Here is a 21,804-nt window from a genome sequence, read left to right as displayed (position 1 = left end):
AGGTAGCACAGGTCGAGACCTGGTGACGGGACCACAAATGGTCCGCGCAGAGGATCACCGAAGAGCTGGTCCGGCCACGGCGTCACCACCGATCGCCGCACTCACCCGTCACCCGAATCGGCTTGGTCCGGGCCGCCGTCGGTTTATTGGCCTACCGTCAGAGCTACGCAGGTTTGCCTGTCTGGTAGCGGGCGAGTTCGCGCTTGAGGATCTTCCCGGTGGGGTTGCGCGGCATCTCGTCGAGGAAGAGCACCTCGCGGGGAACCTTGTAGCGGGCGAGGTTGGCCCGCACGTAATCCTTCACGTCGGCCTCGGTCAGCGTCGCGCCCTCACGGAGGACGACGAACGCACGCAACCGGGCGCCGTAGTCGTCGTCGGGCACGCCCAGTGCTGCCGCCTCCGTGATGTCGTCGTGCCGGGCGAGCAGCTCCTCGACCTCGCCCGGGAAGACGTTCTCGCCACCGGAGACGATCATGTCGTCGTCACGGCCGTCGATGTGCAGCAGGCCGTGCGCGTCGATGTGGCCGACGTCGCCCGACGACATCAGGCCGCCGATGACCTCCTTGGTGCCGCCCCCGGTGTAGCCCTCGAACTGGATGGCGTTGCCCACGAAGATGCGACCGGTACGGCCGTTGGGTACCTCGTTGCCGTGCTCGTCGAGGATCTTCACCGTGGCACCGCGCACCTGCCTGCCGACACAGCCCGGTTCCAGGCGCAGGTCCTCGGGCGTCGCCACGGTGGCGTAGGCGACCTCCGTGGAGCCGTAGAGGTTGTATACCACGGGCCCGAAGGCCGCCATGGCGCGCTCGCACAGCGACGCACCCAGTTGCGACCCGGCGACGAAGGCGATCCGCAGCGACGGCGGGCGGGCAAGGTCGGGATCGGCCTCGATACGTTCCACCATCCGTTGCAGCATCACCGGCACCACGACCATCGCGGTGGAGCCGTGCTCACGCACGCTGCGCAGTGTGGCCAGCGCGTCGAAGCGGCGGCGCAGCACCAGCGTCGTGCCCAGCGTGATGTTGAGGATCGAGTGCGCGAATCCGAGGGTGTGGAACAGCGGGGCACAGCACTCGGTGACTTCCCTCGCGCGAAACGGCACCTTCGACAACAGCGCGCCCACGGGGGCGAGGGAATGCGGGTCGGGGCGCGGTGCGCCCTTCGGTGTCCCCGTCGCGCCGCTGGTCAGCAACACCAGCTTCGGGCCCTGCTCCGGCGCGGGTGGCGGCGTGGTGGCACCCCCGGCGATCAGCGCGTCGAGAGTGTCCGGCGCCGGCGTGTCGGCCCATGCCAGGAACCGGCCGCGCGGCGGGTCCACACCGGACAGCACCGCGCTGTACTCCTCGTCGTGGACGAGCAGATCGGTGCCCTCGCGCTCGGCGACCTCGCGGATCTGCGGACCGGCGAAGTCGGTGTTGAGCAGCAGGATTCGCGCCCCGCACCTGGCGGCGGCGAACACCGCCTCCAGGAACCCCCTGTGGTTGCGCGCGAGGATCGCCACCCCCTCCCCCGGGCGCAGGCCCCGTTCGCGCCACGCGTTGGCGAGCGCGTTGATCCGCGCGTCGAGTTCGGCAAAGGTGAGGGTGCCCCGCTCGTCCACGAGCGCGGGGAAGTCCGGGTCCCGTAGTGCCGCCAGCGCAGGCAGCGCGCCGATCGTGCCGTACCGCGCGAAGGCCTGGACCATGCCCGCGACGCTGCGCGGCGACCGGGCTCGCAGCGCTCCGCTGCGCGCGCACAGCCGCACGTAGGCGAACTCGTCGGCCGCGCGCCCGCTCAGGTGCTTGAGCTGATCGATCATGTAGCTGATCCCCTTCCAGGTGGCGCGGCGCGAGTCCGTCCGTTCGCCCTTCGACCGCCATAACAGTCTGACCGGACTGTTTTCAGCCGGTAAGCCTGCCTCAGTTGCGTCGTCCAACGCAAGCTCTACTTGACCGATAAACAGTCGGATCGTACGGTAAATGGGTGGCTCAGCCGAAGGTGCACCGCACCCAGGAGGAACGCCGCACCGCGACCCGCAAACGCATTCTGGACGCCGCGGTGGAGTCGCTGCTGGAACGCGGCTATGCCGCCACCACCGTCGCCGAGGTGCAGGAACGGGCAGGCGTCGCACGCGGAACGCTACTGCATCACTTCCCCGCCCGCGCCGACATCATGGCGGCCGCGATCAGGCACATCGCCGATCAGCGGGTGGCGCGCGTGGAGCGGGAACTGGCCCTGATTCCCGGCGACGAGGAACGGTTGACCGCGCTGGTGGACCTCGCCTGGCACGACCTGAACAGCCCGATGTTCTTCGCGGCGCTGGAACTGTGGGTCGCGGCAAGGACCGAACCCGACCTGCGCGCGGCGCTCGCGCCGGTGGAGCGCGAATTGTTCGCCCGCATCCACGACAGCATGCTGCGCGTCGCGGGCACCGATCCGGTCGACCCGCGACTGCCGACGCTGGTTCAGTTCACGATCGACATGCTGACCGGACTGAGCATGTCGACGATCCTGAGCAACGACCCCGGCGCCAGGGAGATCCTGCTTCGCCGGTGGAAGACGGCGCTGGGCGTGCTCATCGGCGAACTCGACGCGGGAGAGCTGACCCGGCAGCGCCGGAAGTCACGCACGCGGCGCGGGCAATCTTGACAGAGCACCCTGTCGAAACCCAGACTTGGCGGAACTGACAGACTTCCCTGTCAGTTGTTCACGCGGGCGCCCCTGGGGGATCGACCTGCTCCGCAGAAGGAGGAAGGGATGAACAGCAGGACTCGTCAGGAGTTGCGTGGCAAGGTCGTCGCGATCACCGGAGGTGCCCGCGGGATCGGTCTGGCCACCGCCACGCGGCTTCACCGGCTCGGCGCGGCCGTCGCGATCGGTGACATCGACGCTCCCCGTGTCAAGGCGGCGGGCGAGGAACTGGGCCTGGCGATGCACGGCGAACTCGACGTCACCGACTCCCGCTCGTTCACCGAGTTCCTCGACCAGGTCGAGCGCGAACTGGGCCCGATCGACGTGCTGGTCAACAACGCCGGGATCATGCCCGTCGGCCCGGTGGCGCAGGAGCCGGACACCGTCAGCAAGCGAATCCTGGACATCAACGTCTACGGCGTGATCCTCGGCAGCAAGCTCGCCGTGCGGCGGATGCTCCCGCGCCGGAGCGGGCACATCATCAACCTCGCGTCGCTGGCCGGTGAGACCTTCCTACCGGGACTGGCCACCTACTGCGGCAGCAAGGCGGCCGTGATCGGCTTCACCGAGGCGGCCAGGCGCGAGCACCGCGGCACCGGTGTCCGGTTCTCTGCGGTGTTGCCCACGTTCACCGACACCGAACTCGCCGCGGGAACCCAGGGAGCTCGGGGCATGCGCAACGCCACCCCGGAGGCCGTCGCCGAAGCCGTGCTGAGCCTGATCGTCAGGCCGAGGCCGCAGGTGCGGGTCACGCCCGCCTCTGGTGCGATGTCGATGAGCCAGCGATTCATGACGATCCCGGTCGCGGACTTCCTTCTGCGGGCGTTCGGAATGCACGACGCCTTCACGACCAAAGTGGACACCGAACACCGCCGTGCCTACGAGAGTCGCGCACGAGGCGACGAAACCAGCTGAGCCGCGCCCCGCTCAGATGGTGAAAGCCAGGTTGCGCACCACCCGATCGCCGAGTTCGGTGTCTCCTGCCATCTCCACTTCGGACAGCCGCTCGGCGGCGGGCACCCTGCCACCGGCCAGCCTGGCGAACAGTCCCGAACTCAGTCGCAGCGTCACGGTGGCGGGCCCGGACAGCTGCGGCACCACCGCCGCCCTGCCGTCGACGGCGACGTGCACCGTGCGTCGCAACGGCCCGGTGAACTCCAGCGTCACGGTCGCTCCTTCAGGGGCACCGGCACGCTTGCCGACGAGGTAGCCCAGCGACTCCACGAACTCCTCGAAGGCGCACTCGGCGCACGGCCCGGCCTCGTGCCCTGGCCAACCCACGGCATCGCGGATGTCCAACTCGTGCAGCCAGGTGTCGAACACGCGGATGCGCATGAACCGCCCGTAGGTACGCTGCCCGACCGGAGTCCACGAAGGGGCGTCGAAGTCGGACTGGGTGAGCGAGTCCAGCGCGGCGCGGCGCCGGGCGACGACATCGCGGAAGTGCTGCAGCACGCGCTGCGGACTCCAGTCCCGCATGTGCCGTACCCAGCGCTCGTTGAACGCCGCGATCTCGTTTCGCACGTGCGGCAACTGCTTCACGTCGACATCGGGTTCCGGCGCCTGCTCACCCAGCAGTGACGCCTCGGTGCCGATCACGTGGGCCACGACGTCGCGCACGGTCCAGCCCGGCAGGTTGGTCGGTGTGTCCCACGCGGTTTCCGGCAGCGAGGCCAGCAGTTCTTCCAGCGACGCCCATTGCTCGTCCAGTGCCTTGACCAGGACGTTCCTGTCGAGCTCGGCGGTGGTCATGAGTGGCCTCCTGTAGGTTTCGGCACTTCGACGATTCGACCCCGGTTAACGCTCACCCAGTCCCTGCCACGCACGTACGGCTCCAGTTCGCAGGCGATGACCTGTTCGTCACGCTCGTTCTTGGGTCGCTGCAACTCGTAGACGTGTGGGAACTCGAGCATGCCGGTGACCAGTTCCCACAGCCGCACCGCGGCCTGCCCCGAGGGCGGGTCGACCAGTACGGGACCGAACAGGCACTGCCCGTCGGGGAAGAACAGCGTCGGCACCCCGAAACCACCCGCGTCGATCACCCTGCGATGATCGGCCAGGATGTCGTCATGGGTGGAGGGGTCGGCCAGCGCCTCGTCCAGCAGCCCGGGTTCCACACCGATCTCGGCGAGCAGGTCGCGCGCGGTCGCGGGATCGTGCGGCTTGCCGCCGTCCAGGTGCAGTTCCCTGCCGACACGCGCGTACCAGGCGTCGAGCAGCGCGGGGTCACGCCGACGCAGCAGCGCCGCGATCCGCAGCTGCGACCACCCGTAGGACCACTGCCGCTGCCACGGGTGTTTCTTGCCCTCGAAGCGGTTGACCTCCTCCAGGCTGAAGAACCGCCAATTGACCTTCAACCCGGTGTGCGCGCGGACCTCCCGCACCCAGCGCGAGGTGTGGTAAGCGAACGGGCACATCGGATCGAAGTGGAAATCCACTTCGGTCGGTGTCGCTGTCATACCGCGCCCTCCCGCAGGTGTAGGTCGATGTGGTGGCGCAACGCCTGCGAGACAGTGGCGGAGGAGAGGCCACCGACCTTGGCGAGCAGGATCTGTCCCTGCGCGAGCGCCAGCAGCGAGTGCGCGAGCCGGTCGGGGTCCGCGCCTTCGCGCAGCGCGCCCGCGTCACGAGCCTGGTGGCACAGCTCGGCGAACTCGCGTTCCCAGCGAGCGAACGCCGAGGCGAGGTGATCCCGCAACCCGTCATCCACTGTGGACAGTTCAGCAGCGAGGTTGCCGAACGGGCAGCCCACGATTCTGCCGAACTTCTCCTCGAAGCGGGACTGGATCGCGCCGACGGCGTCGGCGACGCCCCGCAACCGCTGTGCCGGACCGCTGCCGGAGCCGGCGCGTAGTTGGGCGACGAGCGCGTCGGTGTGCAGGTCGATGACGGCCTTGGCCAGCTCGGCCTTGGACGGAAAGAAGTGGTAGAAGCTGCCCTTGCGAACTTCGGCCGACGCGCACAACTCGTCGACGCTCACCGCACCGTAGCTACGGGAGAGGAACAGCCGGGCCGACGCGCGCACGATCCGCTCGCGGGAGTCGCTGGTCCGGCCCATCCCCGAACGCTAGCGGATAGTTGACTAGTCGGTCAACAACGTCAGGGGTCGCGATCTGGCTCACGTCGCAGGCCGATGCTGCCCGAACGGCACCGCACGCAGCAGCGTCACACGCACCGCGTCGCCGCTCGGCACGACGTAACGGCGCTGCTCCCCCTGCCTCGCGTCGAGCAGCGCGGCGCCCAGCGGCGAGTCGGGCGAGCAGACTTCCAGCTCGCCGTCCTCGACGCCGTCGGGCAAACCGAGCAGGAACGTTTCGGTCTCGGGATCGTCGTCGAACCGGACCGTGAGCACCATTCCCGGCTCGGCGATCCCGTCGTCGGGCGGCGCCTCGTCAACCACGACTCGGCGCAACAGCTCCTCCAACTCCCGAATCCGGCGCTGCCTACGGTGCTCGTGAACCAGTTCGTCGGGGTCGGCATCGGCGAAGTCAGGTCCTCGAGCCGTCCTCGACCGCAACAGCGAGAGTTCCTCGCTCAGCCGATCGAAGGCGTCCTTGGTCAACCAACAGCGGGAGTGTTCGTTCACGGTCTTCCTCGTCGTCTCGGTGTTCACCTGGCGGCCGCTCGCGTTCGGCGGTCACCGAAGCGGGTCGCAAGCACGCAACGCCTCGGGCCGCTTTCCGGTGCTGATCTGCTCGGCGAGCAACCTTCCGGTGACGGGCCCCTGGGTCAGCCCCCACATCCCGTGCCCGCAGGCCAGGTACACGCCCGGCGCGCGCACGGCTCCGATCAGCGGGCGCCCGTCGGGGGTGACCGGTCGCGGCCCCACCCACTCGTCGGTGCGCTCGCCCCAGCGCACACCACGCAGGAACGGTCGTGCCGACGCGACGATCGCGTCGATCCGGGCCGTGTCCAGCTTCGCCTCAGGCGGCCGGAACTCCATCGTGCCCGCGACACGAAGCCCGCCACGGTAGGGAGTGCAGGCCACCCGTACCCCCGGCAGGTACAGCGGCCCCGGCACCGGCTCCTCGGTGGCAACGGTGAACGAGTAACCACGGCCCGCCCTTACCGGCACCCGCACGCCCCAGCGCCTGGCCAACCTGCCCGACCACGCCCCCGTGGCCCACACCACGACGTTGCCCGACACCAGCTCGCCGTGAGCCGCTCGTACCGTGGCCGCATGCCGATGCGGCCGCACGTCCACCACCTCGAACCCGCCGCGGATAATCCCGCCTCGCGCCCGCACCGACTCCGCCAGTGCCGCGACGAACTCCCCCGGATCGACATATCGCTGCCCGTCCAACCGAACACCAGCACCGACGCGCTGTGACAGCTGTGGCCGAAGTTCCCGTGCGTGGCCGCCGGAGATCGCGGTGTAGTCGATTTGCTGCCCTGCCTGTGTCAGGCGCCGCAACTCCGCGAGCAGACCCGAAGCCTGCTGTGCGGACTCGAAGGCCGCCACGTACGGGGCCTCGACAGGGTTCGCCCGCACCCCGTTGGCGACGAGCACATCGAGCGCCTCGAAGCAGTCGGCGTTGAGCAGCGCACCGGCACGCGCGGCCGCGTTCCATTCCCGCCAGGTGGAGTGCGCCGCGAAGCGCAGCAGGAACCGCCACAGCGCGGGGTCGACCGTGGCGGGAACGTACAGCGGCGCCCGCCGGTCCAGCAGTGCCCGCAGCCCGTGCCGCAGCACGCTCGGCTCGTTCAGCGGGATCGCCAGACCGGGTGACAGCCAGCCCGCGTTGCCCCACGATGCGCCCGCCGCCACATCGCGCCGATCGAGCACCGTGACCTCGATCCCGCGCTCCTGCAGGAACCACGCGGTCGAAAGGCCAATCACCCCGGCGCCGACCACGACTGCCGTGCGGGGACCCGAACCGCCGTACGCGAGCTCACCCATCGACCTCTCCCTGATCTCGTGGCTTCCAGCACTCCAGCTTCGCCGATCCGGACATCGAAGCGGTTATCGAGATCCGACAATCCCCTACCCGCCGTTTGTCGGTTCCAGCCAATACCCGGTCACGTTGTTGTGCGACGATGGCCCAACCGGCAGGCCCGGCGGGCGAGAGGCAGACCCGGCAATGATCAAACTCGACCGGCTGGTCGCCGTACTGAGCGGCCACGGTGCCCGCCTCGCGGGCGCCAGGCAGGTGCGCGACGTCGAACTGCGCAGCGTCGCGGTGTACGACCCTGCCTCGCCCGGCCCCACGGTCGGCGACGCGTTCCTCGCCATCGGCGTCTCCTCGCTCGCCGACGCTGTCCGGCTCGCCGTCGACGCTCGCGCCAGTGTCGTGCTCGCGCGTGTCGAACCGGGCCAGCGATCCGAACCGCCTGCCGAGGTGCAGGAAGGTAGCCCGCACGTCCTGCTGCTCGACCCGCATGCCAGCTGGAGTCAGGTGGCAGGTGTCGTCTACGGGCTCGTGCTGGAAGGACGCGAAACCGAGTCGGGCCGCGGCCCCAGCGACCTGTTCGCGCTCGCCGACACCCTCGCCACCGCCGTTGGAGGGCCGGTGACGATCGAGGATCCGCGGTCGCGTGTCATGGCGTATTCCGGCCCGCAGCAGGACGCCGACCCCGCCCGGCTGGACACGATCCTCGGCAGGCGCGTTCCCGACTGGGTTCGCGCGCTGTTCGACGAGCGCGGGGTATTCACCCACCTCGCCACGTCCGACGAACCGCTCTACATCCCCGCTGCACCCGAACACGGCCTGCGCGGACGCACCGTGGCCGCCGTCCGCGCGGGCAAGGAACCACTCGGCTCGGTCTGGGTCACCTGCGACGCACCGCTGGACGCCGCCCGCACCCGAATCCTCACCGAGAGCGCACACACCGTCGCACAGCACCTGCTTCGCTCCCGTGTCAGCGCCGACCTCGAGCGGCAGGTCGAGTCCGAACTGGTCATCCAACTGCTCGAGGGCACCCCGGACGCCTCAGCGGTGCTCGCCAAGCTCGGACTCGCCCCGAAAACGCTGCGTGTGCTCGCGCTACAGGCGCACACCGCCGGTGAAAGCAACGCCGCGATCCTGCTGGCCTTCGAGCGCGCCACCACGGGCTTCGGCTGGACGCGGCCCGGGCGCAGCACGCTGTTCGGCAACACCATCTACACCCTGCTGCCCTGCGACGACGATCTTGCTCCCGCCCGCGGTTGGCTGGCCGACATCGGCAAGGCCATGCCTGGCCACGTCACCCTGGTGGCGGGGATCGGGGCGCCCGCCACCGCGAGTGACATCCCGGCCAGCAGGCAGGAAGCCGACGAAAGCCTCGCGCTGCACTCCACTCGCCCTGCAACCGCAGCCGTGAGCTACGACGAGGCATGGGACGAGATCCTGCTGCAGCGACTGCGCACGGCCGCGGCCGCGGGACGGCTGCCTTCGCGCGGCCCGGTCGCCGAACTGGCCCGGCACGACGATCGCCACAACACCCCGTACCTGGCCACGTTGCGGGCCTGGCTCGAAGCGCAGGGCGATCTCAACACCGCCGCCGCACGGCTTGAGGTACATCCGAACACGATCCGCTACCGGCTTCGCAGAATGCACCAGCTCTGTCAGCTTCGGCTGAACGATCCGCGCGAGCGCCTCGCCATGCTCGTCGCCCTCGCCATCCGCGAGCAGCCGCTGGACACCTGACCGGCGGGTCTGCGGATGTGACCGCCCCCATAGGCGCGGGTTCGACGCGACGGGTCAAGGGTCGTCACCGGCGGAAATTCGGGTGAGATCGGCGAGGCGATGCGAAAGACTTCGACTCGACCGATGAGTTTTGTCGGTACCACCGTCTATACCGGTGTCACGAACGAATCCCCGCCGCCCGGCCGTCGGCCGCGCGGTGACCGTGCCCGAAACCGCGAGGTGTTGTCATGTCAACTGCCGTCCAGGAACCACCCGCCGTCAAGGCGGGCCGCACCCCGAAGGTGGTGCGGCTGCTGGTCTTGGCCACCTTCGTGGTGATCCTGAACGAAACCCTCATGATCAACGCCATTCCGCGGTTGATGGATTCGTTGCACGTCACCGAACAGGCGGCGCAGTGGGTGTCGACGGCGTTCATGCTCACGATGGCCGCCGTGATTCCGGTCACCGGCTGGTTCCTGCAGCGAGTCACGATCCGGCAGGCGTACACGATCGCGATGAGCGTGTTCATGGTCGGCACGGCGCTTTCGGCGGTCGCGCCCTTCTTCGCGGTGCTGTTGCTGGGCCGGATCGTGCAGGCCTCGGGAACGGCCGTGATGATGCCGCTGCTGATGACCACGTTGATGACCGTGGTGCCGGAAGGCGACCGGGGCAGGGTGATGGGCAACGTCACCCTGGCGATCTCGGTGGCGCCCGCGCTCGGGCCCGCCGTGTCCGGGTTGATCCTGCAGCTGGGTTCCTGGCGGCTGCTGTTCGTGGCGGTACTGCCGATCGCCGCCACGGTGACCGTGTTCGGGCTACGCAGGATGGACAACATCAGCGAGCCGAAGGTGAGTTCGATCGACTGGTTGAGCGTGGCGCTGGCGGCGCTCGGCTTCGGCAGCCTGGTGTACGGCCTGAGCCTGTTCGGTGACAGGAGTGGCAGTGTCGGGCTGGGCATCGGCATCGCGGCCGCTGGGGTCGCCACGGTCACGGCTTTCGTGCTGCGGCAGCTCAAGCTGCAACGCACCGGCGTGCCGCTGCTGGATCTGCGAACCCTGCGACACCGCACCTACGGGCTTTCGCTGGCCATGCTTTCCATCGGCTTCCTGACGATGCTCGGGTCGATGATCCTGCTACCGCTGTATCTGCAGAACCTGCGCGGAATCAGCCCGCTGGAGACCGGCTTGCTGCTCATGCCGGGTGGGCTGGCGATGGGTCTGCTGGGCCCGACCGTGGGCAAGCTGTTCGACCGGTTCGGCAGCCGCCCACTCGTGGTGCCCGGGTCGATCGCCATCGTGCTCGCCCTCGGTGGCCTCACCCAGATCTCGATGACGATGCCGTACTGGCAGGTGCTGGCGATCCACACGTTGCTGATGTTGGGGCTGGCGGCGACGTTCACCCCGGCCTTCACGCTCGGCATGGGTGCGCTTCCCTCACACCTGTACTCCCACGGCAGCTCGATGCTGGGCACCCTGCAGCAGGTCGCCGCCGCGTTCGGGACCGCGCTCGTGGTGACGGTGATGTCCGCTCGCGCGGCGCAACTGGCCGGCAGCGGCATCGAGTCGGTACCCGCGCAGGTGAGTGGGATGAAGCTGGCGTTCGGCGTCGTGGCGGCACTGGCCGTGGTGACGGTGGTGATCGCGGCGACGCTCCCGCGCCGGGCCGCCACCGCGCACTCCTGAACCGCACGGGGCGACGCGGGCACGGGCACGTCATGTCCGGGTCGCGCGGCCACCGCTCGCGACGGCCGCGCGACCCGGAAACCGGCTCCCGCGACGACGGAGTCATACGATGGGAAGGGCGGTGTCGCGAAGGACAGGAGCCGTCATGCCCATCTCACGTCGCGGCGAGCGCCCGAGCCCGCCCGCCGAGCACAAGCCCTGGTTCGTCGCGGGTGGGTGGTACTACGTCATCACGGTGCTGTCCGCCGGTTTGCTCGCGTGGGTGCCGTTCGTCCACGCCATCAGCAGGCTCGGCCGCCGCCCCGAGTACGTCCGGCGCGCGACGCTCTTCGGCGCGGCCGCCCTGGTCATCACACTGCTGCTGGCGATAACCCCGACGGACGCGCGGGGCAACGCGGTGGGTCGCGACGGCGAGCTGCTGAGCGCCCTGGGCGGCACGCTGGCACTGGTGGTGATCGTGCTCGGCTGCCTTCAGTCGGCCAAGCTGCGCCGCGAGGTCTACCACGGGCCGGTGCACCGGTCCGGCACCGAACTCGGCGAGCACCCGGATCCCGCGGTGGCCGAGGTGCTCGCGGCGCGCGACCGCAGGCAGCAGGCGCGCAAGCTCGCCGACGCCGACCCGCTGATGGCCCGCGAACTCCGGATCGGCAGGCCCGACCTGCCCCGCACCTACGACGACGGCGGGCTTGTCGAACTGAACCACGCACCCGTCTCGGCCATTGCCGAAGTGTGTGGGATCGATCCGGCCATCGCCGGCAACATCGTCGCCGCCCGCGAGGCCCGTGGCGGCTTCCTGACGGTGGACGACGTGTTCACCGCCGTCGACATCCCGATCACCCAGTGGGACATCATCCGCGACCGCGCCATCGTGATCAGGCCCTGACCAGCTCAAAACGCAGCTAATCGACGAACGCGGTTCGACTGGCTCGCGCGCCTCACCCAACGCTGGCTCCAGCCGGTTACGAGCACGCACCACGAGCTGGCAGGGCGCTGCCAAGGTTTCGAAGGTCAAGGGTTCGTCACAAGGAGGGCACGAGAGGTAACCCAGCCACGCTTGTCCGCGACGTGGGTATTGCGGACGGTGACCTCGACCCATCATGTTGCCAGACAACCGAGGTATCACCTCGCTTGCGCGGTACGCGATTGGCGACGGGAGGGGACGGGCAGTGGATGTTGGCGATCGAATCCGCCGGCGAGGCAGCGAGACCATCGGGGTCGTAGTCGATACACGTCCGGGCGGCCTCGTAGAAGTCTCGTTTCCCGAAGGCCTGTCAACCCTCCACCGCAGTGAGCTGAGAGCGGTCGAGCCTGACCCCGCAGAGCGCCTTCGTCAAGGAGACGTCGGCTCGCTCGAGCGCTTCCGGCTACGCATGTACGCACTGTTCCTGAAGCACGCCTACAAGTATGACCCCATCTCCGCGCTCTCCAGCGCGCGAATCGAGCCGGAGCTTCATCAAGTCTTCGTCGCGCACCGGGTGACCTCAAAGCTCGCTCCCCGGATGATCCTCTCCGACGAGGTCGGCCTCGGCAAGACGATCGAAGCCGGGCTCGTGCTGAAGGAGTTGCGCGCCCGGGGCCTGACCGAGCGAGTCCTGGTGTGTGTTCCGGCTTCGCTGCAGCTGCAGTGGCAGCGTGAACTCGAATCGAAGTTCAACGAACGGTTCGAGATCATCGATGGCGCAGCAGCCAAACACTTCGGGCGTGACGGTAAGAACCCGTTCAAGTTGCACGCCAACGTCATCTGTTCACACAGCTTCGCCATCCAACAGCGTCGGGCGGAACAGATCGTCGAGGCGCCGTGGGATCTGGTCATCTTCGACGAGGCCCACCGTGTCCGGCGGAGTCTGCAGGGCGGCAAGACCCAGTCAACGAAGCTGTACGAGCTCGCCGAACAGCTCAAGGAACCAACCTTCGGGATGCTGCTGCTGACAGCGACACCCATGCAACTCTCGCCGTTCGAGCTCTGGTCATCCGTCGAGCTGGTCGAGCCCGGCCTGTACACCTCCTACGAGCGCTACAGCGCGACTGGCCATCTGCTCCCCCTGCTCAACGAGATCATGCGCTGCCTGCAAGGCTGGGGTGCTCTGACCGAGCACGACAAGGCCGTCTTCGCCACCTCGCAGGCAGCGAAGACACTGCAATCCCTGATCGAGCTTCCCGGCGATCTCGGAGCGCTCGACGACCCCGCACAGCGAGACAGGGCCCGGCGGGAACTGGTCAAGGCGCATCCGCTCAGTGAGGTTCTGGTCCGCAACCGCAAGGCCAACGTCGGCGGGTTCACCAAACGAATAGCGCACCGCATTCCGGTCATGCTGAGCCAGGCCGAGTGGGAGGTGCACGAGCGGGTGTCCGAATACCTGCGGGACGGCTACCAAGCCGCCATGCGGTCGAAAAATCAACCACTTGGCTTCTTGATGGTCACCTACCACAAGATGCTGAGCAGCAGTTCCCACGCCATCCGCGGCAGCTTGCAGCGACGACTGGCGAAGCTGCGGGAACTTCGGGAGAGGCAGGCAGCCATGCCGACCTGGAACGGCGGCAACGAGGACGACTTTCGTGACACCGACACCCTGTCCGATGTGGTGGATGAGCTCAGCGCGGTGGTCGACCCCGATCGGCTTGATCACGAGATCACTCAGCTCACCGAGTTGATCGGCCTGCTAGGCCGGGTCCGGGACTCCAAGGCACGCGAGTTGCTGAGGTTGCTGACCACGACGGCGCAACGCGAGCCGGAAGCAAAGGTTCTCGTATTCACACAGTTCATCGAGACCCAGCGGTTCCTGCAGCAAGCTCTACAAGCAAACGGCTTCTCGACCGAGACCTTCAACGGCCGCATGACTCTGGAAGACAAGGAGCGAGCCGTCGAGGCGTTTCGGGGCGGTGCTCAGGTGCTGATCTCGACAGAATCCGGCGGCGAAGGTCGCAACTTCCAGTTCGCGCACATCCTGGTCAACTACGACCTGCCGTGGAACCCGATGAAGGTGGAGCAGCGCATCGGGCGCCTCGACCGCATCGGGCAACGCAGCGACGTCATCGTGTACAACCTGGCATCGGAGGGCACGGTCGAAGACCGCGTGCTCTATCTGCTCCAGGAACGGATCAGGCTGTTCGAAGCGTCGGTGGGTTCGCTGGATCCCATTCTCGGTCAGGTCGAACGAGACATCGAACAGATCGTGATGACCGCCCACGATCTGGCCGCGGAACTCCAGGACTACGGCGAGAAAGATCTCTCCCAGCGCCTGGCTGAAGCCCGCGAGAAGGAGCACGCACTTGCGGACTTCGTCCTGGACGAGGCAAGTCTGCGCCACGACGAAGCGAAACGGCTCCTCGCCGACGCGGATCCGTACGCTCGCGCCCAGGACCTCGAACGGCTCGTTGGTGACGTACTGCAACACTACGGTGGCGCGTTGACCCGTACTGACGAGAACGAAGCGGCGATCACGCTTTCAGCAGGGCTCGCCACGAAGGTTCGAGCCGCCGAACGTGTTTCCATCGGAGTTTTCGATCCCAAGGAGGCACTCCTGCTGGAGCATCGTCCGTTCTTCGCCTTCGGCCATCGATTGATCGACGCCCTCGTTGAACTGCCGATCCAGGACCACCCGGTCACCGCGACGATTCAAGGTCGACCATCGGTGACAGAGCCTCAACTGGAATTGCTCTACGAACTCATCACCCAAGGCCTGATCGGCAAGGGCACGCTGGTCAAACACGTCGTGACCGAAGCCATGCGGGTATCGTCCGAACCGGTCACCAGCCCGCCGGAGGTCGGAAACCCCGTGGTCCATGAGCGAATCCCGGAATGGGTGACCATGGCGGTCGACGCCTCCCAAAGGGCGATGGCAGAGGAATTCGCTCATCGACGGGAAGAGGCCTTCGAGCAAGACACGGCGGTGCGGGCGCAGCTGCTCGAGCGCGAGAAGCGGATCCACGACGACGCGGTACAGCGGATGCGAGCCCGCATCGCCGATTTGGAGGAACGCGTAAAGGACCTACAGGAGCGCGGTAGTGCACAGCAGCGCCGCATCATCCCCGCTGTCCGAGGTCAAGTCGAGCGGACGAGGCAGCGACTCGCGGATCGCCAGGACCTACACCAGGAACGACTGCGCGAAATTGAACAGCGACAGTCATCGTCGCATTTCGAGCTCCTCGCGGCGACTCTGGTGGTTCCGGCATGAACAAACCTCTCGCCTACGGGATCGACTTCGGCACCACGAACACACTGCTGTCGGTTGCGCGAACGGACACCGTCGACCTGCTCGCGGTCGACGGTGAGAGCGAACTCCTCCGCTCCCTGATCTACCTGCACCGCAAGCCGCTTCGCTCGGCCGGAGCGAACGCGGTGCGCGAGTACGTTCTCACGGCGGGAAATCGCACGCGATGCGGGGCATGCTCGCTCGTGCACCACAGTCCGGGCGGTCCACCCATGACCGAGTGCAAGGCATATACCCGCGGGTCAGGATGCTTCGACTCCAGGCTCATCAGCGAAATCAAGCGGGCACTGACCGACGTCGACCGGGACCGCACCCACTCGTGGGCGCGCGACTTCGACTACCCGGACCTGATCTCCACGATATTCCGGACACTGAAACGTAGGGCGGACAGGGCAGTCGGCGCGAACATCCAGCGGGTGGTCGTCGGACACCCGGTGGCCTTCGAGGGCGCCACCGGCGGGCACTTCTCCGAGCTGCAACGCCTTGCCAAGGCACGAATTCGCATGGCGGCCCAACGTGCCGGGTTCACCGATGTCGAGATGCTGGAGGAACCGTCCGCGGCGACCTTGCTCGAAGCCGACGAGGGTACCGTGCTCACCGCGGACTTCGGCGGTGGCACCTTCGACGTCGCCGTCATCGAGTTGACAGCGACGACGGGTGTGGTCAGGGCGCTCAGTGGCGCCAATGTCGGTGGCGCGGACCTCGATGGGATCGTGTTCAAGCACGCGCTGTTCCCCGCACTGGGGCTGGACGACACCGGTAGGCGGGGCCTGCCGAACAGGTACCGCTACTACTTCAGCCGCCGCGACCGAGCGGTGAGAACCCTCAGCGACGCCGACCTGGCTCCGATACTGTCCGAGCTCCAGCGCGACGGCGGCTTTCAAGGGATCGGATCGCTTCGAACCCTCATCGCCAACGGGTGGATCAACGAACTCTACGATGCCGCCGAAGCGGCCAAATGCGCGCTGTCCACGGCACCGGCGACGCAGATCCGGTTCGACAAGCCCGGCGTCGATATTCGCGTCGAGGTGACGCGAAAGCAGTTCGAAGGTTGGATCACTCGCGAGATCGGTGCCGTACGCGAGACCATCTCCACCGCTCTCGCGCAGGCCGGGCTCACCCCTGAGCAGGTCGACCTGGCCGCCTGCACCGGTGGTTCTTCCCAGATTCCGGCATTCCGGCGGGTTCTCACCGACATCTTCGGCGAACAGAAGATCCAGCAACGAGAACCGTATTCGGCGATCGCCCTCGGGTTGGGCCTGCACGCAAGGAGGCTGTGGCATGGATGACGACGACTTCTTCATCCCCACCGGCGAAGAACTCGATCGCGGTGCGGTCCCCGAACGACCGAGGAAGCGCGGACTACTCGGGTGGCTGTCGAGCAAGCGAGAGTCCCGTAACAATGAGCGACCACGCGACCCCAAGCGCCGCAAGGTCGACATCGAGGTGCCGGAGACCGTTGCCAAGGGACACCGAAGCAGCAGGCATTCGTCCTCTCAGCAGGACGGTGAGCTGCTGGACAGCGGTAGCACCGGACGCGTCGTGCGCTCCATCGACATCTCGGCAGACGGCGTGGCCGGCCGCGAGTTGATCATTCCTCAGGAATTGCGCGACAAATACCAGCTCGACGAGTAGCCGCGACGGGATCGCGGGCCCTGCGTAAGGACAGGGCCGGCCGACCTGGCACGACTCCGCGCCCGCTCGGCCCGGCACACCGATTCCGATCCTCGAATTACTTGCATACAGCAATCATCAACCATTCACTCAGCTTTCGCGGCTATTACTCGCTAGTCCTTTCATGCTCGCGCCGTGACGATGGTGATGCGCGAACACCACCATCGAGAGGAGCGAGGATGGCCTCGGAGGAGAGCAAGACCGAGCGATGGGGAGCGGGGGTCATCCCGTATGCCGAGATGGGCTACTGGCAGCCGGACTACGAGCCCAAGCCGACGGACGTGCTGGCCGCTTTCCGGATCACGCCCCAGGACGGGGTGCCTCCGGAGGAGGCGGGCGCCGCGGTGGCCGGTGAGTCCTCGACGGCGACCTGGACCGTGGTCTGGACCGACCGGCTCACCGCATACGAGCATTACCAGGCCAAGTGCTACCAGGTCGACGCGGTACCGGGCAGGCCAGGCGAGTACATCGCGCTCATCGCCTACGACCTCGATCTGTTCGAGGAAGGCTCGATCGCGAACCTGACCTCGTCGATCATCGGCAACGTCTTCGGATTCAAGGCACTCAAGGCTTTGCGCCTGGAGGACATGCGGATCCCGCCCCACTACACCAAGACGTTCCAGGGTCCCGCTCACGGCGTGGTGATGGAACGCGAGTATCTCAACAAGCACGGTCGCCCGCTGCTGGGCGCCACCGTCAAACCGAAGCTCGGTTTGTCCGCTCGCAACTACGGTCGTGTCGTCTACGAGGCGCTGCGCGGCGGGTTGGACTTCACCAAGGACGACGAGAACATCAACTCGCAGCCGTTCATGCGCTGGCGCGACCGGTTCCTCTTCTGCATGGAGGCGGTGAACCGGGCGCAGGCCGAGACCGGCGAGATCAAGGGCCACTACCTCAACGTCACGGCCGCCACCATGGAGGACATGTACGAGCGGGCCGAGTTCGCCAAGGAACTGGGCAGCGTCATCGTGATGATCGACCTGACGGTCGGGTACACCGCGATCCAGTCGATGGCCCGCTGGGCCCGGCGCAACGGGCTGATCCTGCACCTGCACCGGGCGGGCCACGGCACCTACACCCGGCAGAAGTCGCACGGGGTCAGCTTCCGGGTCATCGCCAAGTGGATGCGGCTGGCCGGAGTGGACCACATCCACGCGGGCACGGTCGTGGGCAAGCTGGAAGGCGACCCGAACACGGTGCGCGGCTTCTACGACACGCTGCGCCTGGACAAGGTCGCGGCCGACCCGGTCAAGGGGCTGTACTTCGACCAGGACTGGGCGTCGCTGCCCGGCGTCATGCCGGTGGCCTCGGGCGGCATTCACGCGGGGCAGATGCATCAGCTGCTGCACTACCTCGGCGAGGACGTGGTCCTGCAGTTCGGCGGCGGAACCATCGGGCACCCGATGGGTATCGCTGCTGGCGCCACCGCCAACCGAGTCGCGCTGGAAGCCATGATCAAGGCTCGCAACGAGGGACGCGACTACCTTGCCGAAGGTGGGGACATCCTGAAGGCGGCGGCCAAACGCAGCCGTGAGCTGGACATCGCACTGTCCACCTGGGGCGACATCACCTTCGACTACGCCTCGACCGACACCCCTGACGTCGTCGAGACGCCGACCGCCCTGTGACGGAGGAGACCATGCGTATCACCCAAGGCACCTTCTCGTACCTGCCCGATCTGACCGACGAGGAGATCTCGGCCCAGATCCAGTACGCGCTGGACAACGGCTGGCCGCTCTCGGTCGAGTACACCGACGATCCGCACCCGCGCAACCACTACTGGGACATGTGGGGCCTGCCGATGTTCGACCTGCACGACGCGGCGGGCGTGCTGTACGAGGTGAACGAATGCCGCCGGGCGTTCCCCGAGCACTACGTCAGGGTGAACGCCTACGACGCTTCGTACGGGCGGCAGACCACGGCGCTGTCGTTCATCGTCAACCGGCCCTCGGCCGAGCCCGGTTTCCGGCTCGACCGCCACGAGGACTCCGACCGTCGGCTGCGCTACACGCTGCACCCCTACGCGCTGGACGCGCCCGCGGGCGACCGGTACCGGGGCCAGCCGCGATGAGTGCGGCACACAGCTTCGCCATGCCCCGCCTGCCGCAGGAGCGGCAGGCGGGGCACCAGGCGGAAGAAGAACCCGACGACAACGCGCCCGGGCCGCCGCTGCCCTCGGGGGCAACCATCGACCTCGGTGCCGAACGCGAATCATCCAATGTGGACGAGGTGCTCGACACGCTGGATTCGGAGCTCGTCGGCCTTGCCCCTGTGAAGGCGCGTGTCCGGGAGATCGCCTCGCTGCTGCTGCTGGACCGGGTGCGCCGCAGGTTCGGCCTTTCGGCCAATCGGCCCAACCTGCACATGTGCTTCACCGGCAGTCCAGGCACCGGCAAGACCACGGTTGCCATGCGGATGGCCGAGTTGCTGCACCGGCTGGGATACCTCGACCGGGGCCACCTCGTCGTGGTGACACGGGACGACCTCGTCGGGCAGTACATCGGGCACACCGCGCCGAAAACCAAGGAAGTCCTCAAGCGTGCGATGGGCGGAGTGCTCTTCATCGACGAGGCCTACTACCTCTACCGCGCCGAGAACGAGCGGGACTACGGCCAGGAGTCCATCGAGATCCTGTTGCAGGTCATGGAGAACCAGCGTGACGACCTGGTCGTGATCCTCGCCGGTTACGAGGACAGGATGGACACCTTCTTCGACTCCAACCCGGGAATGAGCTCACGCATCGCTCACCATCTTAAGTTCCCGGACTACGAGTTGGACGAGCTGACGGCGATCGCGCACCTCATGGTCGAGCAGGAGAACTACCGCTTCTCCCCCGAATCCGAGGCCGCGTTGCGTGACTACCTGGAATCCAGGATGCGGCAGCCACGATTCGCCAACGCGCGCAGTGTGCGCAACGCGCTGGAACGCGCCCGGCTGCGGCACGCCCGCCGGTTGTTCGACGGCGAGCCACGCAGGTGTGGCAAGGAGGAGCTCATGACGTTCGAGCCCGATGACTTCCTGGGGCAACCGCGGCGGTGAACCCACCGCCCGCGCTTTCCACGGCGGCGTGGCCGGCTCAGTCCCACTCGAGCCCGCCACGCCGCCACACGTACGTGTAGGCGACCAGCACCGGCACGAGGAAGAGCCCCATCTCCACGAGCCCGAACACACCGAACGCGGCTGAGTTCACCGCCCACGGATACAGGAACACGATGTCGACGTCCAGCAGGATGAACAGCATCGCCGTGACGTAGAACCGGATCGGGATCCGTTGCCCCGGCCGGGAGGCGACCGGTTGCACACCGCACTCGTAGGGGTCGAGGCCGGGGCCGCTGGTGCGGCGCGGCCCGAGGGCACGGCTGGCCACCACCGACACGATGGCGAACCCAGCCCCGAGCGCGCCCAACACCACGATCGGCAACCAGGGGTTCACCGACATCACCTCATCTCGCTCACTGAAGGAAGGAAGCTGCCTGCGTCGCCAGACCCAGCAGCGGACCCGGCAGCACCCCGGCCCCGACGGTCACCAGCCCGGCCGCCGCGATAACCACCGCGACGAGCGGGCCCGGCCTGCTTATCGCCGCGCTGCCCGCTCCCGGCTCATGGAAGTACAGCAGCACGATCACCTTGGCGTAGAGGTAGACCGCGACCGCGCTGGCCAGCGCCGCGACGACCACGGCGACGGTGCCGCCTGCCGCGACCGCGGCCGAGAACACCGCGAACTTGCCGACGAACCCGCTGGTGAGCGGAATCCCGGCGAGGCCGAGCAGCAGCAACGCGAAGATCGCCGCCACGACGGGCGAGCGCCTGCCGAGCCCGGCCCACGAGGACAACCGGGTCACCTCGCCCGCACCGTCGCGAACCAGCGTCACCACCGCGAACGCGCCGAGCGTGCCGAAACCGTAGACCGCGAGGTAGAACAGCGTGCCCGCGATACCGGACCGGCTCGCGGCCACGACCCCGAGCAGCATGAATCCCGCGTGGGCCACGGCGGAGTAGGCGAGGATCCGTTTGATGTCCTGCTGGACGACCGCGATCACCGCACCCAGCACCATGGTCAGCACGGCGACCACGGTCAGCACCGGCCGCCAATCCCGCTGCGCACCGCCGAACACCACGGTGAACAGGCGCAGGAACGCGCCGAACGCGCCGATCTTGGTCACCGCCGCCAGCAATCCCGTCACCGGTGTGGGCGCGCCCTGGTAGACGTCGGGTACCCAGCTGTGGAACGGCGCGGCACCGATCTTGAACAGCAGGCCGACGGCGAGCAGTGCCATGCCGATCAGCAGCAGCGGCCGGTTGCCACCGGCCACCGCGACAGCGGCACGGATATCGGGGAAGGACACCGAGCCCGCGAACCCGTACACCATCGCAGCGCCGTAGACGAAGAACGCCGCGGAGAACCCGCCCAGCACGAAGTACTTCAGCGACGACTCGTGCGCGACCTTCGCGCGGGCGCGGGCGAGACCGCACAGCAGATACAGCGGCAGCGACAGCACCTCGACCGCGACGAACATCGTCAGCAGGTCGTTCGCCGCGGGCAACAGCAGCAGCCCGCCGGTGGCGAACAGCGCCAGTGGCAGCGCCTCGCCGGGCGGTGGTTCACCGGGCCGGCCCGCTATCAGCAGCACCGCGAGGATCGCCAGCACGAGCACGACTGCCTGCAGGAACAACGCGGGACCGTCGATCGCGATCGAACCCGCGGCGGTAGTGGTGCCGGTGTGCGTACCACGCGCGACCACGACCACCAGGCACACCAGTGCCCCGACGAGACCTGCGGTCGCGAGCGGCAGCTGGCCTCGGTGACTGGCCGCGGGTGGGGCGAAGGCGGTCAGCAGCACCCCGAGCACGCCGGTCGCGAAGACCACGAGCATCGGCGCGACGGCGAGGTAGTCGATATGCGGGGCGGTCACGGCAGCCGTCATCTCGCCTCCTGTGTCAGGAGAAGCACCCGGTAGGCCC

19 protein-coding genes are annotated in these 21,804 nt (G+C 67.7%); 11 read left to right on the top strand and 8 right to left on the bottom strand.

Annotated features, from left to right (window positions below):
* Positions 1-163: 163 nt before the first annotated feature.
* Complete coding sequence (locus tag SACMADRAFT_RS09675; RefSeq protein WP_009153626.1) at positions 164-1,798, bottom strand: acyl-CoA synthetase; 1,635 nt, start codon at positions 1,796-1,798, stop codon at positions 164-166.
* A gap of 164 nt (positions 1,799-1,962) precedes the next feature.
* Between SACMADRAFT_RS09675 and SACMADRAFT_RS09670 the strand changes: the two genes are divergently transcribed.
* Entirely contained in the window at positions 1,963-2,628 is a 666-nt protein-coding gene (locus SACMADRAFT_RS09670; protein ID WP_009153625.1) for a TetR/AcrR family transcriptional regulator, read from the top strand.
* A 108-nt stretch (positions 2,629-2,736) separates the two neighbouring features.
* Positions 2,737-3,585 (top strand): SDR family oxidoreductase, encoded by an 849-nt coding sequence (locus SACMADRAFT_RS09665; RefSeq protein WP_009153624.1) that lies wholly within the window; start codon positions 2,737-2,739, stop codon positions 3,583-3,585.
* Between the two features lie 12 nt (positions 3,586-3,597).
* On the opposite strand, the gene SACMADRAFT_RS09660 is transcribed toward SACMADRAFT_RS09665, so the two are convergent.
* From SACMADRAFT_RS09660 to SACMADRAFT_RS09640, 5 genes are read right to left on the bottom strand one after another with little or no spacing between them, the layout of a single operon-like run.
* Entirely contained in the window at positions 3,598-4,422 is an 825-nt protein-coding gene (locus SACMADRAFT_RS09660; protein WP_009153623.1) for a maleylpyruvate isomerase family mycothiol-dependent enzyme, read from the bottom strand.
* Complete coding sequence (locus SACMADRAFT_RS09655) at positions 4,419-5,129, bottom strand: mycothiol-dependent nitroreductase Rv2466c family protein (RefSeq protein WP_009153622.1); 711 nt, start codon at positions 5,127-5,129, stop codon at positions 4,419-4,421. The genes SACMADRAFT_RS09660 and SACMADRAFT_RS09655 overlap by 4 nt, the downstream gene beginning before the upstream one ends.
* Entirely contained in the window at positions 5,126-5,728 is a 603-nt protein-coding gene (locus SACMADRAFT_RS09650) for a TetR/AcrR family transcriptional regulator (RefSeq protein ID WP_009153621.1), read from the bottom strand. The genes SACMADRAFT_RS09655 and SACMADRAFT_RS09650 overlap by 4 nt, the downstream gene beginning before the upstream one ends.
* A gap of 60 nt (positions 5,729-5,788) precedes the next feature.
* On the bottom strand, positions 5,789-6,256 hold the full coding sequence (locus SACMADRAFT_RS09645; protein ID WP_040926253.1) for a GreA/GreB family elongation factor: 468 nt from the start codon (positions 6,254-6,256) through the stop codon (positions 5,789-5,791).
* A gap of 51 nt (positions 6,257-6,307) precedes the next feature.
* The gene (locus tag SACMADRAFT_RS09640; RefSeq protein WP_009153619.1) at positions 6,308-7,570 is read right to left on the bottom strand and encodes an NAD(P)/FAD-dependent oxidoreductase; all 1,263 of its coding nucleotides are present in this window, start codon (positions 7,568-7,570) and stop codon (positions 6,308-6,310) included.
* Positions 7,571-7,751: 181 nt separating this feature from the next.
* On the opposite strand from SACMADRAFT_RS09640, the gene SACMADRAFT_RS09635 reads away from it, so the two are divergent.
* The 9 genes from SACMADRAFT_RS09635 to cbbX all read left to right on the top strand — a co-directional run bounded on the left by SACMADRAFT_RS09635 (position 7,752) and on the right by cbbX (position 19,881).
* Positions 7,752-9,296: a PucR family transcriptional regulator gene (locus tag SACMADRAFT_RS09635; protein ID WP_009153618.1), complete on the top strand. Its 1,545-nt coding sequence runs from the start codon at positions 7,752-7,754 to the stop codon at positions 9,294-9,296.
* A 227-nt stretch (positions 9,297-9,523) separates the two neighbouring features.
* Positions 9,524-10,957, top strand: a complete 1,434-nt coding sequence (locus SACMADRAFT_RS09630; RefSeq protein ID WP_009153617.1) for a DHA2 family efflux MFS transporter permease subunit — start codon at positions 9,524-9,526, stop codon at positions 10,955-10,957.
* Between the two features lie 145 nt (positions 10,958-11,102).
* Positions 11,103-11,840, top strand: a complete 738-nt coding sequence (locus SACMADRAFT_RS09625; protein ID WP_009153616.1) for a ComEA family DNA-binding protein — start codon at positions 11,103-11,105, stop codon at positions 11,838-11,840.
* Positions 11,841-12,327: 487 nt separating this feature from the next.
* Positions 12,328-15,132 carry a helicase-related protein gene (locus tag SACMADRAFT_RS09620; RefSeq protein WP_040925623.1) on the top strand — a complete coding sequence of 935 codons (2,805 nt, stop codon included), beginning with the start codon at positions 12,328-12,330 and terminating at the stop codon, positions 15,130-15,132.
* On the top strand, positions 15,129-16,457 hold the full coding sequence (locus SACMADRAFT_RS09615; protein ID WP_009153614.1) for an Hsp70 family protein: 1,329 nt from the start codon (positions 15,129-15,131) through the stop codon (positions 16,455-16,457). The genes SACMADRAFT_RS09620 and SACMADRAFT_RS09615 overlap by 4 nt, the downstream gene beginning before the upstream one ends.
* The gene (locus tag SACMADRAFT_RS09610) at positions 16,450-16,803 is read left to right on the top strand and encodes a hypothetical protein (RefSeq protein WP_009153613.1); all 354 of its coding nucleotides are present in this window, start codon (positions 16,450-16,452) and stop codon (positions 16,801-16,803) included. The genes SACMADRAFT_RS09615 and SACMADRAFT_RS09610 overlap by 8 nt, the downstream gene beginning before the upstream one ends.
* Before the next feature lie 218 nt (positions 16,804-17,021).
* Positions 17,022-18,470, top strand: a complete 1,449-nt coding sequence (locus SACMADRAFT_RS09605; protein ID WP_009153612.1) for a form I ribulose bisphosphate carboxylase large subunit — start codon at positions 17,022-17,024, stop codon at positions 18,468-18,470.
* A gap of 11 nt (positions 18,471-18,481) precedes the next feature.
* A complete protein-coding gene (locus SACMADRAFT_RS09600) occupies positions 18,482-18,913 on the top strand; it encodes a ribulose bisphosphate carboxylase small subunit (protein ID WP_009153611.1) in 432 nt (143 codons plus the stop codon).
* Complete coding sequence (gene cbbX / locus SACMADRAFT_RS09595; RefSeq protein WP_009153610.1) at positions 18,910-19,881, top strand: CbbX protein; 972 nt, start codon at positions 18,910-18,912, stop codon at positions 19,879-19,881. Before SACMADRAFT_RS09600 ends, cbbX begins: the two co-directional genes overlap by 4 nt.
* A gap of 37 nt (positions 19,882-19,918) precedes the next feature.
* Here cbbX and SACMADRAFT_RS09590 read toward each other — a convergent pair whose 3' ends face one another.
* Both SACMADRAFT_RS09590 and nuoN read right to left on the bottom strand, forming a co-directional pair.
* A complete protein-coding gene (locus SACMADRAFT_RS09590; protein WP_009153609.1) occupies positions 19,919-20,281 on the bottom strand; it encodes an NADH-quinone oxidoreductase subunit A in 363 nt (120 codons plus the stop codon).
* A gap of 13 nt (positions 20,282-20,294) precedes the next feature.
* Entirely contained in the window at positions 20,295-21,767 is a 1,473-nt protein-coding gene (nuoN, locus tag SACMADRAFT_RS09585) for an NADH-quinone oxidoreductase subunit NuoN (protein ID WP_009153608.1), read from the bottom strand.
* Positions 21,768-21,804 lie beyond the last annotated feature (37 nt).

Source organism: Saccharomonospora marina XMU15 (genome assembly GCF_000244955.1).
GTDB lineage: Bacteria > Actinomycetota > Actinomycetes > Mycobacteriales > Pseudonocardiaceae > Saccharomonospora_A > Saccharomonospora_A marina.
Note: the sequence above shows the minus strand (reverse complement) of the source record. Positions and strands in the feature narration are given on the sequence as shown.

Coding starts and splice junctions, on each gene's coding strand:
- SACMADRAFT_RS09625 (WP_009153616.1), top strand. CDS start 11,103: ATGCCCATCTCACGTCGCGGCGAGCGCCCGAGCCCGCCCGCCGAGCAC.
- SACMADRAFT_RS09600 (WP_009153611.1), top strand. CDS start 18,482: ATGCGTATCACCCAAGGCACCTTCTCGTACCTGCCCGATCTGACCGAC.
- SACMADRAFT_RS09610 (WP_009153613.1), top strand. CDS start 16,450: ATGGATGACGACGACTTCTTCATCCCCACCGGCGAAGAACTCGATCGC.
- nuoN (WP_009153608.1), bottom strand. CDS start 21,767: ATGACGGCTGCCGTGACCGCCCCGCATATCGACTACCTCGCCGTCGCG.
- SACMADRAFT_RS09615 (WP_009153614.1), top strand. CDS start 15,129: ATGAACAAACCTCTCGCCTACGGGATCGACTTCGGCACCACGAACACA.
- SACMADRAFT_RS09605 (WP_009153612.1), top strand. CDS start 17,022: ATGGCCTCGGAGGAGAGCAAGACCGAGCGATGGGGAGCGGGGGTCATC.
- SACMADRAFT_RS09630 (WP_009153617.1), top strand. CDS start 9,524: ATGTCAACTGCCGTCCAGGAACCACCCGCCGTCAAGGCGGGCCGCACC.
- SACMADRAFT_RS09655 (WP_009153622.1), bottom strand. CDS start 5,129: ATGACAGCGACACCGACCGAAGTGGATTTCCACTTCGATCCGATGTGC.
- SACMADRAFT_RS09665 (WP_009153624.1), top strand. CDS start 2,737: ATGAACAGCAGGACTCGTCAGGAGTTGCGTGGCAAGGTCGTCGCGATC.
- SACMADRAFT_RS09675 (WP_009153626.1), bottom strand. CDS start 1,798: ATGATCGATCAGCTCAAGCACCTGAGCGGGCGCGCGGCCGACGAGTTC.
- SACMADRAFT_RS09660 (WP_009153623.1), bottom strand. CDS start 4,422: ATGACCACCGCCGAGCTCGACAGGAACGTCCTGGTCAAGGCACTGGAC.
- cbbX (WP_009153610.1), top strand. CDS start 18,910: ATGAGTGCGGCACACAGCTTCGCCATGCCCCGCCTGCCGCAGGAGCGG.
- SACMADRAFT_RS09650 (WP_009153621.1), bottom strand. CDS start 5,728: ATGGGCCGGACCAGCGACTCCCGCGAGCGGATCGTGCGCGCGTCGGCC.
- SACMADRAFT_RS09635 (WP_009153618.1), top strand. CDS start 7,752: ATGATCAAACTCGACCGGCTGGTCGCCGTACTGAGCGGCCACGGTGCC.
- SACMADRAFT_RS09620 (WP_040925623.1), top strand. CDS start 12,328: ATGTACGCACTGTTCCTGAAGCACGCCTACAAGTATGACCCCATCTCC.
- SACMADRAFT_RS09640 (WP_009153619.1), bottom strand. CDS start 7,570: ATGGGTGAGCTCGCGTACGGCGGTTCGGGTCCCCGCACGGCAGTCGTG.
- SACMADRAFT_RS09590 (WP_009153609.1), bottom strand. CDS start 20,281: ATGTCGGTGAACCCCTGGTTGCCGATCGTGGTGTTGGGCGCGCTCGGG.